We start from the raw sequence: 15,780 nt of genomic DNA on the forward strand, positions 1-15,780 counted from the left end.
AGAGTAGAAAGGGTGATACTTTTGTCTTGTTCAATGCTTGGAATTATCAATGCAACCACTGAGTTTGACACATTTCAAACTTTAACTGCTCATCGTACATTAGCCTCTCTTCCGTTCGCAGGACGCTATCGATTGATTGATTTTATGTTATCCAATATGGTGAATTCAGGAATTACGAATGTAGCTATTTTTACCGGACAAGAAGTTCGGTCCCTGATGGATCACTTGGAATCAGGTAAGCAATGGGACTTAGGCAGAAAGCGTGATGGGCTGTTTGTGTTTTCACCTGAAGGCAATTCGGAGATTGAGAGATTTGGATCTTTTGCTCATTTTGCCAATAATATGACATATTTCAAACGTAGTAAGCAGCAGTATGTAGTTGTTGCCAATTGCCATACCGTCGGAACGATAGACTTTTGTAAGATTTTAGATAGTCATCTAGAAACAAGAGCGGATATCACAGAGGTCGTTCATGATGGCGAATCATTACAGACCTATATTTTGAGCAAGGATTTATTGCTTTCTTTGTTTGAACAATACAAGGATCAGCAATATTACAGTATTTTTGATGTCGTGCATGATCGACGCCATACACTTCAAATAAACAGGTATGTTTGGACAGGTTATATTACCAACATTGATTGCCTGCACAGCTATTATCAATCTAGCTTAGAACTTCTACAGCCAACCGTATGGGAACAGGTTTTTACAAACGACGATCCCATCCTTACAAAGGTTAAAGATGAGCCGCCAACAAAGTATAAAAAGGGTTCAAAGGTTAGGAATTCCATCATTGCAAATGGGTGCATTATTGAAGGGGAAGTAGAGAATAGCGTTATTTTCCGGGCTGTTAAAATCGGAAAAGGGACGGTTATCCGTAACTCGATTATCATGCAGAAATGTCAAATTGAAGAAAATTGTGTACTGGATGGAGTTATTTTAGATAAGGATGCCATTGTCGGAAATGGAATCCAAATGACAGGAACAACCGAAGCTCCTCTTGTCGTTAAAAAAGGTACCGTGAAAAGGGGCGTTGCACATTCATGAAGGTTCTATTTGCTGTATCAGAGTGTGTTCCGTTTGTGAAGACAGGTGGCCTGGCTGATATAGCAGGGGCACTTCCTAAAGCGTTAAAAGATCTTGGGACAGAAGTACGAGTTATTTTACCCAATTACTCCTTAATTCCTGAAAAGCTAAAAAAATCATTTCAATTTCATAAAGAGATTCGTGTGCAGGTTGGATGGCGGAATCAACACTGCGGCATTTTTACACTAGAGCAAGACGGGATTACCTATTACTTTATTGATAACCAATATTATTTTTACCGAGATTCTCTATATGGTCATTTCGATGATGGGGAGCGATTCGCTTTTTTCTGTAAGGCGGTTCTTGAGAGTATTCCTTATTTAGATTTTGTTCCTGATGTGATTCATTCCCATGACTGGCACACAGGGATGGTTAATTTTTTATTAGACGCACACTATCGTCTGAATCCGCTCTATTGGGATATGAAAACCGTATTTACCATTCACAATTTGCAGTTCCAGGGAATTTTTCCTTATTCGGTTATGAGTGATCTGTTAGGATTAAGTCCTCAATATTTTAACAATGATCAGCTGGAGTTTTATGGGAATATCAATTTTATGAAGGGGGCTATTGTTGCATCAGATATGGTGACGACGGTCAGCCCAACCTATAAAGATGAAATCCAATTTCCCTATTATGGCGAGGGACTTGACGGCCTCTTGCGAAAGCACAAAAATAAGCTGATCGGAATCGTCAATGGGATAGACGATACGGTTTACAATCCTAGGATAGACCGAGATATTGCTGCTTCCTATTATATTGATTCGTTAGAGGGGAAAGCAAAAAATAAGCAAGAATTACAGCACTATTTCGGATTACCAGAAAAATATAACACCCCCATTATCGCGATGGTCACACGCTTAACCAGTCAAAAAGGGTTAGATTTAGTGCTCCATGTATTTCGGGAAATGATGAAAGAGGATCTTCAATTCATCGTCCTTGGTTCAGGTGAAACGGATTATGAAAACTTTTTTAACCAAATGAAACAAGAGTATCCCGATAAGGTAGGAGTGTATCTCGGTTTTAATGAAGCGTTAGCGCATCAAATCTATGCAGGGGCTGATCTATTTTTAATGCCATCTCAATTTGAGCCATGTGGCTTAGGGCAGTTGATTGCCTTACAGTACGGTACCATTCCTATTGTCAGAGAAACAGGCGGCTTAAACGATACGGTTTTATCCTACCATGAGTTTACAGGTAACGGGAACGGTTTCACCTTTAAAAATTTCAATGCTCATGACATGCTGCACACCGTTAGAAGAGCTATTTTTTATTATCAGGAAAATGAAATTTGGAGTCGGTTAGTAAAAGCTGCGATGAGCCAAGATTATAATTGGCTGCAATCCGCGAAGAAATACAACGATATCTATAGGGAACTGCTGCTAAACTCGGGAATAGAGTAAGCATGATAAGAATGGATCTTTCTAGCAATAAGTTTGTAACACCCTTTTTTAAAGCCATACTTTTTATAAAATAAAAAATAATCCACCCTTGAGTTAACGGCTCGGGTGGATTGTCACACTAAATTAGCCGATTCCCTTAGTGGGAACCTTCTATTGCTCGATCAGACATGTTGTTGCATGACTGGTCTTTTTTAACTTTTTCTTATTATAACTCTATAAAACATACCCATATATGTAAGGGGAGATCAACAAGTATAAGAAATACTAATCAATGGTTAATCGTGGGACCTCACTAAAACCCGCTGTCTTCTTAAAGTTCATTTGATGACTGAAATTTTGCATGGCATCCGAACAGTCTATATGGTCGAAATTCAATTTGTTTAACGTCCTTTTTTCTATTTTTACCGAAAGAATCGTAATCTTTCTATTATAGCCGGTTGAGGTATCCATCATGGTCTCCATTGCATGGATATAAACAGTGTCCAACGGCAGAAGCGCAAACATATCCCGGGCAATTCTTAATACACAACTGCAGACATAATCCTGTTGGATATCGAAGTATTTGCCCTTTGGCATCTGTTTTGTGGATAGTTTTCCTGTTTTTGTCAATGATAGCTGTTCCTTAGGCACCACTGTATCACTATGTACATCAAATTCTATTTCCATCGTCTTTGAATCTTCTGCAAAGAACTCGAAGCCGCTTCCAAATTCAAGTAAGTCATCTAATGGATTGAATTCTTGGATGACTTCGAAGTAGGTATCAATATCTCCTTCGATAACCTTAGTGGCTATTCGAACGTCCCTTTCCCAGGAACGATATTCCATTTCATCTTTTTGTCGTGCTTCTATCACTTCGTTATTAAGTTTTTCCAATTCCTTATCGGATTGTTTGAATAGTTTCGAGATCAGATTCGGTTTATAATTATGTACCTTATCTAATGCTGCCTGTTCATGGAAGCCTTTCTGTCCTTGATTTTTATGATAGGGCGGGTTCGCGCTTCGGACCTTAATCCAATTAATCGGTTCATCTGCTTCTTTATGGATGGATTGTATTCTTTCTAATTTATTTTCATAGAGATCAACCTCTAAGGCAGCTTGTTCTAGTTTATCTAATCGATCTATTTCTTTTTGTCTTGCTTGTATTTCACTTTGCCGGTTATAAGCTGTGGTGTTTCGCTTCCTTCCGCCTGAAGTGGTATAGTAAATCCCTGTTCCTGGAATGCTAGCCGTCATCCGGCTGCCTGTTCTAGAATTCACACTATAGCGTAAACCTTTCACACCTGCACTCAAACCCACACTTTTGGAACCAACATTCAATCGAATCCCTGGAGCAATTTTGAAACTCTTTCTAAACCCAAATCCCATTACCTTCCCTCACTTTTTACAAATTATAACAAAATAACCCTTCTTGAAGAAGGATAAAAAACTCTAGAAATAAATCCTCTGTTTCAAAAATTAAGCTTATCTACCTATCTTTTGTAATAACCCTCCATCAACTAGTTCTTAAGTTTCATTTTACTTATCTCTAGCAGCGTTTACATTCCTCACCGTAAACGTTGCCATGTCCCGTCCTAATAGGAATACAAGACATTCACAGTCTACTATTTCACCAAATGGTCTCATGTTGACGGCATTAGTAAATAGAATTAGATTTAATAAAAGAGTAATAGGTTATAGGTTATTTTCTACCATTCAATTAAAGGATTACATCAACAAAAGGAGCATCACACATGAAAAGCATCCAGAGACGCTTATTTCTAATGCTTCTTATTTTTATCATCCTCCCGTATTTTTTGATGGTTTTCTTTATTTATGGTTATACCAAGAAATTGGTCGAACAGCATGAGCTGGAAGTCAGCCGCAATCAAATGGAGAAAGCATCAAATGAACTGGAGCAATACTTTGAGGATTTAGTCGGCCTTCCCTATGTTACCTACCGAAATCCTGATTTGTTCCGGATCTTTGAAGAAGGGTTTCAAGATTCCATTTATTTCAACCCTCTTACAGTGAAAAACAGCATTGAAACGTTTTATCTCACAAGGAGCGAAATCCGGCAGATTCGTTTTTATATTGATAAAAGTAAAGAATCCTTTACAGTTTATAATGCCATGGTCAGTACCCGTAAATCTCAGCCGGACTTAGTAAAGGAAGATTCGATTCAAAAGCTTTATCACTCTCATTCAAAGTATTTGATTGAGCCTCCTCATCCGATTGAGAATTATAATGACGCGGCTATTGTTCCTCAATCAGATAACACGATAGTGTTAACGATTCACCATAAAGTAATGGACGTACTTTCGAACAAATTTCTTGGAATCATTACGCTTGATATTGATTTAAACTCGTATGCTCGGCTTTGTAACAGCCTTGTACAGAATGATAAAGAAACCGTATTACTCGTGAATTCGGAGAACCAAATTATGTACGCTAGCGATCGACACCTCATAGGAAAACCGGTTCCATCCAATTTGTTAAAGTCTATTCATCAGTCAGGCGTCAAAACGGGCAAGGAGATTATCCTCTCTAGAACGTTGTCAGGCCCTTTGCGTCAATGGAAGTTAGTAAAGATTACACCCGAACAAGTTTTATTTCACGATGTTAGACAGACCGCCTATACCAACATTCTTGTAGGGATAGGGGTCGGATTTTTGGGACTTTTAATGATCGGGATTATTTCTTACATGATTACGAGACCCATAAAGCTACTCAGCAGAAAAGTGCAAAGCATTGAGGCAGGGAATATGGATGTTCCTTTCAATGACAACGGACAAGATGAAATTGGGCATCTGGAAAAACACATAAAGGAAATGATGAATCGGATTAATTTGCATATTGCCCGAGAGTACAAATTGGAAATTGAAAATAGAAACAATCAATTAAGGGCATTAAAGTCCCAGGTGAATCCGCATTTTTTATTCAACGCCCTGCAAACCATAGGTGCGGTTGCACTTAGATCCAATTCGCCAAACGTATACAGATTAGTCACCTCTTTATCCAAAATGATGCGATATTCCATACGTGCCAATCAATGGGTCTTAGTCCGGGAGGAAGTGGATTATATAAAAACCTACCTGTCTCTACAAGTGGAGCGTTTTGGGAACGAATTGACGTATACAATCCATCTGGACGAAACGATACTTAATCTAACGATTCCAAGTATGACACTCCAGCCACTCGTGGAAAATTTCTTTAAACACTGCTATGAAGAAGGTTTCTACGATGCACAATTAAACATCTATGGAGAAATGCAAGGAGAAATACTCTGCCTTGTAGTAGAAAACAATGGATCGAGTATGTCATCTGAAGAATTGCAAATCCTTCGAAAAAATATTTATACCAAATCAAATGAAGAATCTTATTCAGCGGAGCATATTGGTCTGAAAAATATTCATGACCGTTTGGTTTTAAATTATGGGCTAAAGGCTGGTTTGGAAATAGATACCAATCAAGGGAAAGGTTTTATTGTTCGATTAATGATTCCACTAGAATCAAAGTTTGCCTGTCAAGAACTTGAAACCGTTTAATCTAAAAGTTAGCAGCAGGGGAGATGAATATGGGAATGAAAGCTCTCATTGTAGATGATGAATTAAACGTCCGTTATGTCATACGCCAGTTGGGCCAGTGGGAGAAAAATGGAATTACCGGACTATTGGAAGCAAGAAACGGGGAAGAAGCAAAAAGAATCATACAGAAGGAAAAACCAGAGATTATTTTTACTGATGTAAAAATGCCTGGCATGAGCGGGATCGAAATGATTGAGTGGCTCGACAGCATTGCTTATCCTGGCAAGGTCATATTCATTACTGGATTTGACGATTATTCCTTCATGAGAAAAGCCATTAAGCACAACAGCTTTGATTATTTACTAAAACCAATTGAGGCTGAACCTTTTAATCACACGTTGGCAGAGGCGGTAAAATCATGGGCAAATGAAGAAGTAGACCGTAAATACAAGGAAACAGGCGTATATGATGATGTGAAAAGACTACGTATCAATCAAATCGTCACAGAGGCTTGCCTAGGGGAGTTTTTCGACCTTGCCGAAATTGCTTCTTTTCTGCCTGCGGCCGACGAATATGACCTTAGCCTTATTTCTTTTTACCAAATGCATCATTCGGCCCCGTATATTCAACAGCTAGCTGAAGAACTTGAGCATCAGGAATGGGGAAATGCCTTTGAACTTCAGAATGATCATAGTCTTTGTTTGGTGCTTACTGTAAAAGGAGTCTGGTTATCTGTTGAAGAATGGATCAGCAAACAGTTTGATATTCCTGTGCGTCTTGTAGACGGTGAATCTTTGATGTCTTTGGAATGCCTTTCTATTTCCTATAAGGCTTTACAAATGAAGTTGGAAGATCAACATTTCAGAGCGATTCACCGTTTGAACGATTTAGATAATGCCTGCCGCATGCGGAACATTGTTCATTATGTAGACACGTATTATATGGAAGAGCTGACGCTGGAAAAACTATCCAACCGATTTTTCTTAAGCCGTGAACATATTTCCAGAAAGTTTAAACAAGAAACGGGTATGACCCTGTCCAAATACATGACGAAACTAAGGATTGATCAAGCAAAATCTAGGTTAAGAGAATCCGATGAAAGTATACTTTCTATTTCTCTGATGCTCGGATACCAGGATGAGAAATACTTCTCTAAACTATTCAAAAAAGTCACGGGTTTAACCCCTTTTGAATACCGAAACCGTAAAAAAAGACAACAAACGGGGGGCATCTGATACGTGGCCACATCTTCTGTACATATTTGGAGGGGGTAGGAATGAAAAGAATTTTACGATTACACATGGTTTGTATAGCCATCTTGAGTATCTCTCTCTCAGCCTGTGGACCGACTAGTTTGAAAGAGAAGAAGCCAAAAGAAGCAGATACCCCAACATATAAGATTACACTGGATATTCGAAATCCAAAAGTAGAAATTTCCAAGCAGTTTGAACATATGGCCGCCGTTTATGAAAAAGAAAATTCAAATATAAAAATCAAGATTCACACAGTAGGGGGTGCTGCAGATGACTTAAGCGATCTAAAGGCAGAGATGTCTGCCGGAAATGGTCCTGATATCTTTACGAATATTGGATATCAAAATGCGATTCTTTGGAAGAACTATTTGGAAGATCTCTCGGATCAGCCATGGATTAAAAACGCCTATCCAAAGGCGCTGCAGCCAATGGAATTTGATCATAAAATTTACGGAATGCCGCTAAACCTGGAGGGCTATGGTTTTATTTATAATAAGGATTTATTTAAGAAGGCAGGTATTGATTCCGTTCCTAGAACGTTTACAGAATTAACAGCAGCGGCCAAACAATTGCAAAAAGCAGGCATAACGCCTTTCGCCACTGGTTATTACGAAGAGTGGAAACTGGGTGTTCATTTGTTGAATATTGCCTTTGCCCAGCAGGAAAAACCAGCCTTGTTTATAAAAGCCCTGAACAACGGAACAGAAAAGATCACTAATAATCAAAAATTTAAAGATACCATCGATCTGCTGGACGTCACATTAAAATATGGAAATGCAAATCCGCTCTCCACGGATTACAATATGGAAGTCAATTTATTTGCCACAGGAAAAGCGGCGATGATTCAGCAAGGCAACTGGGTGCAGCCGATGCTTGACCAGATGACGCCAAATATGAATATCGGATTTCTGCCCTTATCGATTAATGATGGAAAGAAGAATGACGCCTTAGTCGTCAGTGTACCGAACTTTTGGGTGATCAACAAACAAACCTCACCCGAGAAGAAGAGGGAAGCAAAGAAGTTTTTAAACTGGATGGTTTCCTCCAAGCAAGGGAAAAGGTTTATGACCGATGAGTTCAAATTTATTCCTGCATTTAAAAACATAAAAGCGAACCATTTAGGACCGCTGGCACATGATACACTCGCTTATTACCAAGCTGGGAAAATACTAGACTCCAATTGGCCGGAGTTCCCGGTTGGTGTGAGGGAAGAGTTCGGGTTGGCGATGCAGCTCTACGTAAGAAAACAGCTTACTCGTGAGCAATTACTGGAAGAATTTCAAAAATCCTGGGATAAGGCCAAGTCCACTTTGCAATAAACTCTTCTGCCTCCATTTGGGGGCTTTTTTATTTTATTTATTACAACACCACTCCAATATCAATTTAAGACGAAATTCTAATCAATCCCTGCCATCTCCAATCCATTCGTCCTCCTCTATAATTCTACTTAATAAGAAACGATTACTAGCTTTCTTATCCAATTCATACATATCCAAGGAGGAAGACGATGAACTTCAAAAGATTAACAAAAAAAGCAGCTGCCGTAACATTCAGTACCGCTATATTAGTAGGAGCGGGCGGACCGCAAATTTTTGCGCAGCAAATGACCAGTGGGGATTACAATAATGACTATGGTTTTGCCCATATTACACGCGCTGACATGCTAAAAATTCCAGGACAGCAAAACAGTGATCAATTTAAAGTGCCACAATTTGATGCATCAGCAATCAAAAACATTGATTCGGCAAAAGGGTATGATAAGTCAGGCAACCTAATAGATTTAGATGTATGGGATAGCTGGCCACTGCAAAACGCTGATGGTACTGCGGCAAATTATCATGGATATCATATCGTTTTCGCTTTAGCAGGTGACCCAAAAAACAGTGATGATACTTCAATTTATTTATTCTATCAAAAAGTCGGTGATACATCGATTGACAGCTGGAAAAATGCTGGAAGAGTATTTAAAGATATGGATAAATTTGTTCCAAATGACCCGTATCTTAAATATCAAACACAGGAGTGGTCAGGTTCTGCTACTTTAACCAAAGAGGGCCAAGTCCGTTTATTCTATACAGATTACTCAGGTAATCCTGAAGATGGTGGAACCGGTGCTGGTAACCAAATTATTACAACTGCTCAAGTCAACGTATCTCAGCCGGATGCAGCTACACTTAAAGTCGATGGAGTATCTGATCACAAATCTGTCTTTGATGGCGGAGACGGTACAGTTTATCAAAACATTCAGCAATTTATCGATGAAGACAAGTGGATTTCAGGTGATAACCATACATTAAGAGACCCTCACTATGTTGAAGATAAGGGCCATAAATATCTTGTATTTGAGGCCAACACTGGAACAACAGATGGTTATCAAGGCGATCAGTCTTTCAATAATAAAGCTTACTATGGCGGAAGTGACGTCTTCTTCCAGGATGAAAAAAATAAACTGCTACAAAGTCCTAAAAAACAAATTGCTTCTTTAGCGAATGGTGCATTAGGCATTGTTGAATTGAACGATGACTATACAGTGAAAAGTGTTATGAAACCATTAATTGCATCAAACACAGTAACAGATGAAATCGAACGCGCCAATATATTTAAAATGAATAATAAATGGTATCTATTCACGGATTCAAGAGGATCCAAAATGACGATTGATGGAATTAACGACAAAGATGTTTATATGCTAGGGTTCGTAGCCGATTCCTTAAATGGTCCATTCAAACCGTTAAATGAAAATGGACTTGTATTGAACATGAATCTTGATCCTGCTGATCTCACATTTACTTACTCTCATTTTGCTGTACCGCAATCTGAAGGTAATAAAGTGGTAATCACAAGTTATATGACGAATAGAGGCTTCTATCCAGACCATCATTCTACCTTTGCGCCAAGCTTTTTGCTTAACATTAAAGGTTCTAAAACATCTGTTGTACCAAACAGCATCCTTGAGCAAGGTCAATTAACCATTAACGAATAAACTAACCAATAAAAAAGAAAATGTCACTGTATCAGCAGGCATTTTCTTTTTTTCTATGATGTGGTGATGATCAATGAACAAAGTAAAGGTAGCTTTATTAATTTATAGCTTGATCCTAGCGATTTTTACTGGACTACTTATTTCTCAAGACAACAAGGCAATAAAATTAAAGCAAGAAGATTCCACAAGTAAACCATACAGTTTAACAACACCTGCCAAAGGAAATAGCTACCGGCCAGAATACCACTTTTCTGTTCCTGACAAATGGAAAAATGATCCGCAGAGGCCGATCTTTTTTGGGGGGGAGTATCATTACTATTACCTTTACAACAAAGACTATCCTGTTGGAAATGGGACGGAATGGCGGCAAGCAACGTCTAAAGATTTATTGCACTGGACGGACAAAGGGATTGCCATCCCTAAATATAAAAACAAAAATGGAGACCCGTGGTCAGGGTCTGCTGTTGTCGATTGGGAAAATACAGCGGGATTTGGTCGCGGCGCGATTGTTGCGATTGTCACACAGCCTTCTGCCAATGGCGGAAAGCAGGAACAATTTCTCTGGTACAGCAAAAATAATGGAAAAACGTTTACCTCTTATAGCGATTCCCCGATTATGGCCAATCCGGGTACTAAGGATTTTAGAGATCCGAAAATTATCTGGGACAGCAGCCATCAAAAATGGATCATGGTCCTAGCAGAAGGAGGAAAAATAGGGTTTTATGAGTCCCACAACTTAAAAAACTGGCACTATCTCAGCAGTTTCTTTACAGAAAATATTGGAACCCTGGAATGCCCGGATTTTTACTTGATGCAGGCAAATGACGGAGCATTAAAATGGGTGCTTGGCGTTAGCGCAAACGGAAAAGAAATTGGCAAGCCAAATACATATGCCTATTGGACGGGAAGTTTTAACGGATTGGAATTTTCTCCTGATCAAATTGAGCCCAAATGGTTAGATTACGGTTTCGACTGGTACGGAGGGATCACGTTTGAAGATGGGAAAGCCAGCGCCCCATTTCAAAGGCGCTATGCTCTCGCTTGGATGAATAAATGGGATTACGCAAACAACGCCCCGACGATGAAAGAAGGTTTCAACGGGATGGATTCGATTGTTCGAGAAATCGAACTAAAACCAACGGGCAGCATCGAATATGTGTTAACCTCCAAGCCATTAGAAGCAATTAATGAATTAGTATATGCAAAAGATTATATTAAGCAAATGAAAGTAAACGGATCAAAAACGATCAACCTTACAGGTGATGCATTTCAACTTGAAACAGATATCTCGTGGTCAAATTTAAAAAATGTAGGGATCAGGCTCAGAGAATCAGCCGACAAGTTCAGGCACGTGGACGCAGGTATTTTTGTAGAGCAGCACTATTCTTATGTCAATCGAGCGAATACCGGTCACCCTGAAAAAAGTCATCAGTATTTGGAAAGCCAGGCTCCTTTTGATGTCAGTAAAAAGAACGTTCATTTAAAGATTCTTGTGGATCGATCAAGTGTTGAAGTTTTTGTGGATGATGGAAAAGTCGTTCATTCCAATTTAATCTTCCCAAAAACAACGGACCAGGGCATCACTCTCTTCTCAGAGGGAGGGACAGCAGTATTTAAAGATTTGATCATTAAACATTTGAAGGAATCCTAGCAAAAATAGATTTGCAAATGGTTTACTGTTTCAAGAATTTACGTATCAATATGAGTGATGTAAAAGAACGTAAAGAACTGGCCCTAAATAGGGTTCCATAACCCCTGATTAGAGCCAGTTCTTTTTATGCTGTAAATTTACATTTTGGAAAGCTTCTGCACCCCTTAAAGTCCCCGTATTTTCCTTTCCTGTCTACGAGTTTATTTCAACATTTAGGACATACTATTTTCCTTTCCTGTCTACGAGTTTATTTCCACATTTAGGACATACTATTTTTCTTCTGATTACACTAAGCATCATTTGAACGGGATCAGGACGATGCTCGTTATGAGATTCTTCTTCTCGTAACAGAATGGCTTCCTTCGCCATTACCGCAAGTTCAATTGTTTCCAGGGTTTTGCAATAATTAGGTAAAATCTCTCCCACAAGAATTAAAGTAACCGTGGATATTTGTTGTTTAACAGATTATCAAGCGTTAATGGAAGAGGACGGTCTTGATGGCCATGGTATTTACTATTATGTGCCTGAGTTGTTAAACCATTTTACCGCGTCAGAGATCAATGCTTTAATTGCGCCACGAGCTCATTTAGGTTTAGCAGGTACCTAGGACCCGCTTACACCACTAAGTGGTTTACACAAAATTGATCAAGAGCTCAAACAGGTCTACCGGAATATGAATGCTGAGGATGCATGGAAGATTTTCCTCTATGATGTGGGTCATGTGGAAACGGAGGAAATGCGAACGGGAGTCTTGAAATTTCTGGATGAGAACCTGTAAGATTGGAATTTTCCTAAGTTAGTCATTTATGGCTTCTGTTACCATATATTTAACTTAATAAAGTCATTGGAAAAAGCAAGGGACCGATTTAATCCAATGAAGAATTTATTTAACTACTTAAATATTGGAGGTAAAAAATGAAACTTGGTTTAAGTTCTTATAGTTTATATTCAGCCCTTAAGTCAAAGGAATTAAATATCCTTGAAGCAATTGAATGGATTGCGGAACAAGGAGGGGAACATATTGAAATTGTCCCAATGGGATATTCGTTGGACGAAAATCCTGATTTAACAGATGCTATACGCCAAAAAGCAGAAAATGTCGGCATTGAGATTTCTAATTATGCCATTGGAGCAAATTTTATTACGGTGGATGAAGAGCAATTTGAACAAGAAGTAGAAAGAGTATTTAAACAAGTGGATATTGCAAAAAGGCTAGGTGTCAAGCTTATGCGTCATGATGTGGCTTGGAGACCAATCGGAGAGAGTTCCTTTCAACAATTTGAACAAGACTTACCAAGGCTCACTGATGCTTGTAAAAGAATTGCTGATTATGCAGCCGAATATGGTATTACAACTAGTGTTGAAAACCATGGGTATTTTGTTCAAGCTAGTGACCGTGTCCAAGCTCTGCTTCATCGTGTAGATAAGGTTAATTTCAAAACCACATTAGATACCGGAAATTTTCTTTGTGTAGATGAAAATCCTATCAAAGCAGTGAAGAAAAATATTCATCATGCTTCAATGGTTCATATTAAAGATTTTTATTACCGGCCTGAAAAGTATAACCCTGGAGAGGGATGGTTTCAAACAACTTCTGGGAATTATTTAAGAGGCTCAATCATTGGCCACGGGGACATTGATATATATGAAATAATTAAAGTGATTAAGCACTCAAATTATGACGGCTATATTTCCATCGAATTTGAAGGTATGGAAGATTGTAAGAAGGGTTCAAAGATTAGCTTAGACAATGTTCGGAGAATTTGGGAACAAGTTTAATAGAAGGGGAGAATGAGTAATGGGGAAACTTAAAATAGGTGTTATCGGTGCTGGCTCCATCTCGGATATGCATTTGCAGTCCTATCAAAAAAATGAAAGAGCCGAGTTATATGCTGTTTGTGACAGGAATACAGAAAGAGCAGGAGAGAAGGCAAGTAAATATGGCGCTGCGAGAGTTTATGGAGATTATCGGTCATTACTAGCTGATCAAGACAATGATGAAGTCAGTATCTGTACATGGAAACTCACATGCGGAAATCGCCATTGCGGCATTAAAGGCAGGGAAACACGTTCTAGTAGAAAAGCCATTAAGTACCTCTGTAGCCGAGGCAAAGCAAATTGAAGAAACCGTAAAACAAACTGGAAAAATCCTTCAAGTTGGTTTTGTCAGAAGATATGCTTCCAACACAGCGATATTAAAGGAGTTTATTGATGCGGATGAGATCGTTGAGATTTATTATGCCAAAGCTTCCTGCATAAGAAGACTCGGAAATCCAGGCGGTTGGTTTTCAGATATCGAAAGATCAGGTGGGGGACCCTTAATTGATCGTGGAGTACACATGATGGATATTTGCTGGTGTTTAATGGGAAAACCGAGAGTAAAGTCGATTAGCGGGAATACCTATTCTAAACTCGGGAACAGATCTAATATTAAAAATCTATCATTCTATAAAGCGGCAGATTATAATCCGGAAATCAATACCGTTGAAGACATGGCAAATGCGTTGATCCGATTTGAAAACGGGGCTTCTTTAATGGTAGGTGTCAGTTTTACTCTCCATGCAAAACAGAATGAAATCTCAGTCAAACTGTATGGAGAAGAGGGAGGACTCGAAGTGGAACCAAAATTATCAATCATTACTGAAAAGCACAATACGATTTTGAACATTACACCTCAGGTAGATTCGTTAACATTTGACTTCGAACAAGGCTTTCAAAACGAAATGGATCACTTCGTATTAGCCTGCCTGGGTGAAACCGAGACCTTAAGTCCAGTGGAAGACGGCTTAGAGATGATGAAAATTTTATGTGGCATCTATAAATCCAGTGAAAAAGGAATGGAAATTTCGTTTGATTAACGTTGATAGTAAGAAAAGAGATCATGACAGTTTTATCATGGTCTCTTTTTAAGAGGTAAAGATATTAGAGTCGTGGGTGGTAGCATAATGATTTTTATCAAACTTTAAAGAGAATACTATCATGGATAGGTACTACTGGATCATTATCCTTTATTAACCCTTTACTTTCTCCATGATAAGCAACTTGTATAAGCCATCTGGTGAAGGGAGCTACATTCATCGACTCGATTTCTTCTAAACTGTAAAACCCTGCTTCATCAGACTCCACACCATCTGGTCTTGGAATTCCATCCATATATTCCATTGCAAAAGCAACATAAAGATTATGAATGTTACGTGGAATATCTCGAATCGCCATAATACCTTTTATTTTTGCTTTAATTCCTGATTCTTCCTCAACCTCTCGTATAATTGTATCTTCGATTGATTCCAATTGTTCGATATATCCGCCAGGATTAGTCCAGTATCCTTTTCCAGGATTATGTGCTCGTTTAACTAGCAGAAACTTTTCATCTTTAATGACTAATGCTCCAACGCCAATACTATAGTCACCCCAGTATATAAAATCACAACGGGAGCATGCCTTTCTCATTGTTCCGCCAATATCACGAAATTCCAAGCCAGTACCACATTTTAAACAGAAATTTGCTGACAAATTCGCCCATCCTTTCTTCATTAAAAAACATCGTGTAATAATCAATTTCGACGTAATGAATTTATATCCTTTACCATAGTCATTTTTTTACTGGCTAAATGCAAACAAAGTGATTTATTAGTTTGTCCGTGTTAAATCGTGCATCACTCAATCTATTAGAACCTAGAAGTATGATTATCACATAATTAGTTGGCAGCTCTTTTAATAACAGGTTACATTTGTTTATGATGGGCTCTTTGCATTTTTAGGAGGCTTTATTGTGTAAATTTTTGAAATCACTACATGCAGTTTAGATTCTAGGAGTTTTTACCTGTTTTTAAAATATTTTATATTTTCAGAAATGTAAGTGTTTACATTTGGTGGAATACCGATTATTATACTTTATAAA

The 15,780-nt window shown here is 38.5% G+C and carries 12 protein-coding genes and 2 pseudogenes; 11 read left to right on the forward strand and 3 right to left on the reverse strand.

What is annotated here, in order from left to right; genetic code table 11:
- Positions 1-21 precede the first annotated feature (21 nt).
- Both V7077_RS17300 and glgA read left to right on the forward strand, forming a co-directional pair.
- A complete protein-coding gene (locus V7077_RS17300; RefSeq protein WP_335504157.1) occupies positions 22-1,047 on the forward strand; it encodes a sugar phosphate nucleotidyltransferase in 1,026 nt (341 codons plus the stop codon).
- On the forward strand, positions 1,044-2,489 hold the full coding sequence (gene glgA, locus V7077_RS17305) for a glycogen synthase GlgA (protein ID WP_335504159.1): 1,446 nt from the start codon (positions 1,044-1,046) through the stop codon (positions 2,487-2,489). Before V7077_RS17300 ends, glgA begins: the two co-directional genes overlap by 4 nt.
- Before the next feature lie 264 nt (positions 2,490-2,753).
- Here glgA and V7077_RS17310 read toward each other — a convergent pair whose 3' ends face one another.
- Entirely contained in the window at positions 2,754-3,854 is a 1,101-nt protein-coding gene (locus V7077_RS17310; protein WP_335504162.1) for a DUF4236 domain-containing protein, read from the reverse strand.
- 365 nt (positions 3,855-4,219) lie between these two features.
- Between V7077_RS17310 and V7077_RS17315 the strand changes: the two genes are divergently transcribed.
- The 5 genes from V7077_RS17315 (at position 4,220) to V7077_RS17335 (ending at position 11,879) form a co-directional block, all read left to right on the forward strand.
- Entirely contained in the window at positions 4,220-6,013 is a 1,794-nt protein-coding gene (locus V7077_RS17315; RefSeq protein WP_335504164.1) for a sensor histidine kinase, read from the forward strand.
- A 29-nt stretch (positions 6,014-6,042) separates the two neighbouring features.
- Positions 6,043-7,227, forward strand: coding sequence for a response regulator transcription factor (locus tag V7077_RS17320; RefSeq protein ID WP_335504166.1), 1,185 nt, complete (start codon positions 6,043-6,045; stop codon positions 7,225-7,227).
- 41 nt (positions 7,228-7,268) lie between these two features.
- Positions 7,269-8,564 (forward strand): ABC transporter substrate-binding protein, encoded by a 1,296-nt coding sequence (locus V7077_RS17325; RefSeq protein ID WP_335504167.1) that lies wholly within the window; start codon positions 7,269-7,271, stop codon positions 8,562-8,564.
- A gap of 188 nt (positions 8,565-8,752) precedes the next feature.
- Positions 8,753-10,228 carry a glycoside hydrolase family 68 protein gene (locus V7077_RS17330; RefSeq protein WP_335504168.1) on the forward strand — a complete coding sequence of 492 codons (1,476 nt, stop codon included), beginning with the start codon at positions 8,753-8,755 and terminating at the stop codon, positions 10,226-10,228.
- 73 nt (positions 10,229-10,301) lie between these two features.
- A complete protein-coding gene (locus V7077_RS17335; protein ID WP_335504170.1) occupies positions 10,302-11,879 on the forward strand; it encodes a glycoside hydrolase family 32 protein in 1,578 nt (525 codons plus the stop codon).
- A 124-nt stretch (positions 11,880-12,003) separates the two neighbouring features.
- Here the strand turns inward: V7077_RS17335 and V7077_RS17340 are convergent.
- Positions 12,004-12,072, reverse strand: a pseudogene (locus V7077_RS17340) (hypothetical protein); the annotation flags it as partial.
- Between the two features lie 249 nt (positions 12,073-12,321).
- On the opposite strand from V7077_RS17340, the gene V7077_RS17345 reads away from it, so the two are divergent.
- The 4 genes and pseudogenes from V7077_RS17345 to V7077_RS27770 all read left to right on the forward strand — a co-directional run bounded on the left by V7077_RS17345 (position 12,322) and on the right by V7077_RS27770 (position 14,737).
- Complete coding sequence (locus V7077_RS17345; protein ID WP_335504171.1) at positions 12,322-12,486, forward strand: hypothetical protein; 165 nt, start codon at positions 12,322-12,324, stop codon at positions 12,484-12,486.
- A gap of 308 nt (positions 12,487-12,794) precedes the next feature.
- Positions 12,795-13,658 carry a sugar phosphate isomerase/epimerase family protein gene (locus tag V7077_RS17350; RefSeq protein WP_335504173.1) on the forward strand — a complete coding sequence of 288 codons (864 nt, stop codon included), beginning with the start codon at positions 12,795-12,797 and terminating at the stop codon, positions 13,656-13,658.
- A gap of 67 nt (positions 13,659-13,725) precedes the next feature.
- Positions 13,726-13,984, forward strand: a pseudogene (locus V7077_RS27765) (Gfo/Idh/MocA family protein); the annotation flags it as partial.
- Between the two features lie 150 nt (positions 13,985-14,134).
- Positions 14,135-14,737, forward strand: coding sequence for a Gfo/Idh/MocA family protein (locus V7077_RS27770; RefSeq protein WP_420489670.1), 603 nt, complete (start codon positions 14,135-14,137; stop codon positions 14,735-14,737).
- 97 nt (positions 14,738-14,834) lie between these two features.
- On the opposite strand, the gene V7077_RS17360 is transcribed toward V7077_RS27770, so the two are convergent.
- Complete coding sequence (locus V7077_RS17360) at positions 14,835-15,413, reverse strand: NUDIX domain-containing protein (RefSeq protein ID WP_335504175.1); 579 nt, start codon at positions 15,411-15,413, stop codon at positions 14,835-14,837.
- Positions 15,414-15,780: the final 367 nt, after the last annotated feature.

This window comes from Neobacillus vireti (assembly GCF_036962465.1).
GTDB lineage: Bacteria > Bacillota > Bacilli > Bacillales > Cytobacillaceae > Neobacillus > Neobacillus vireti_B.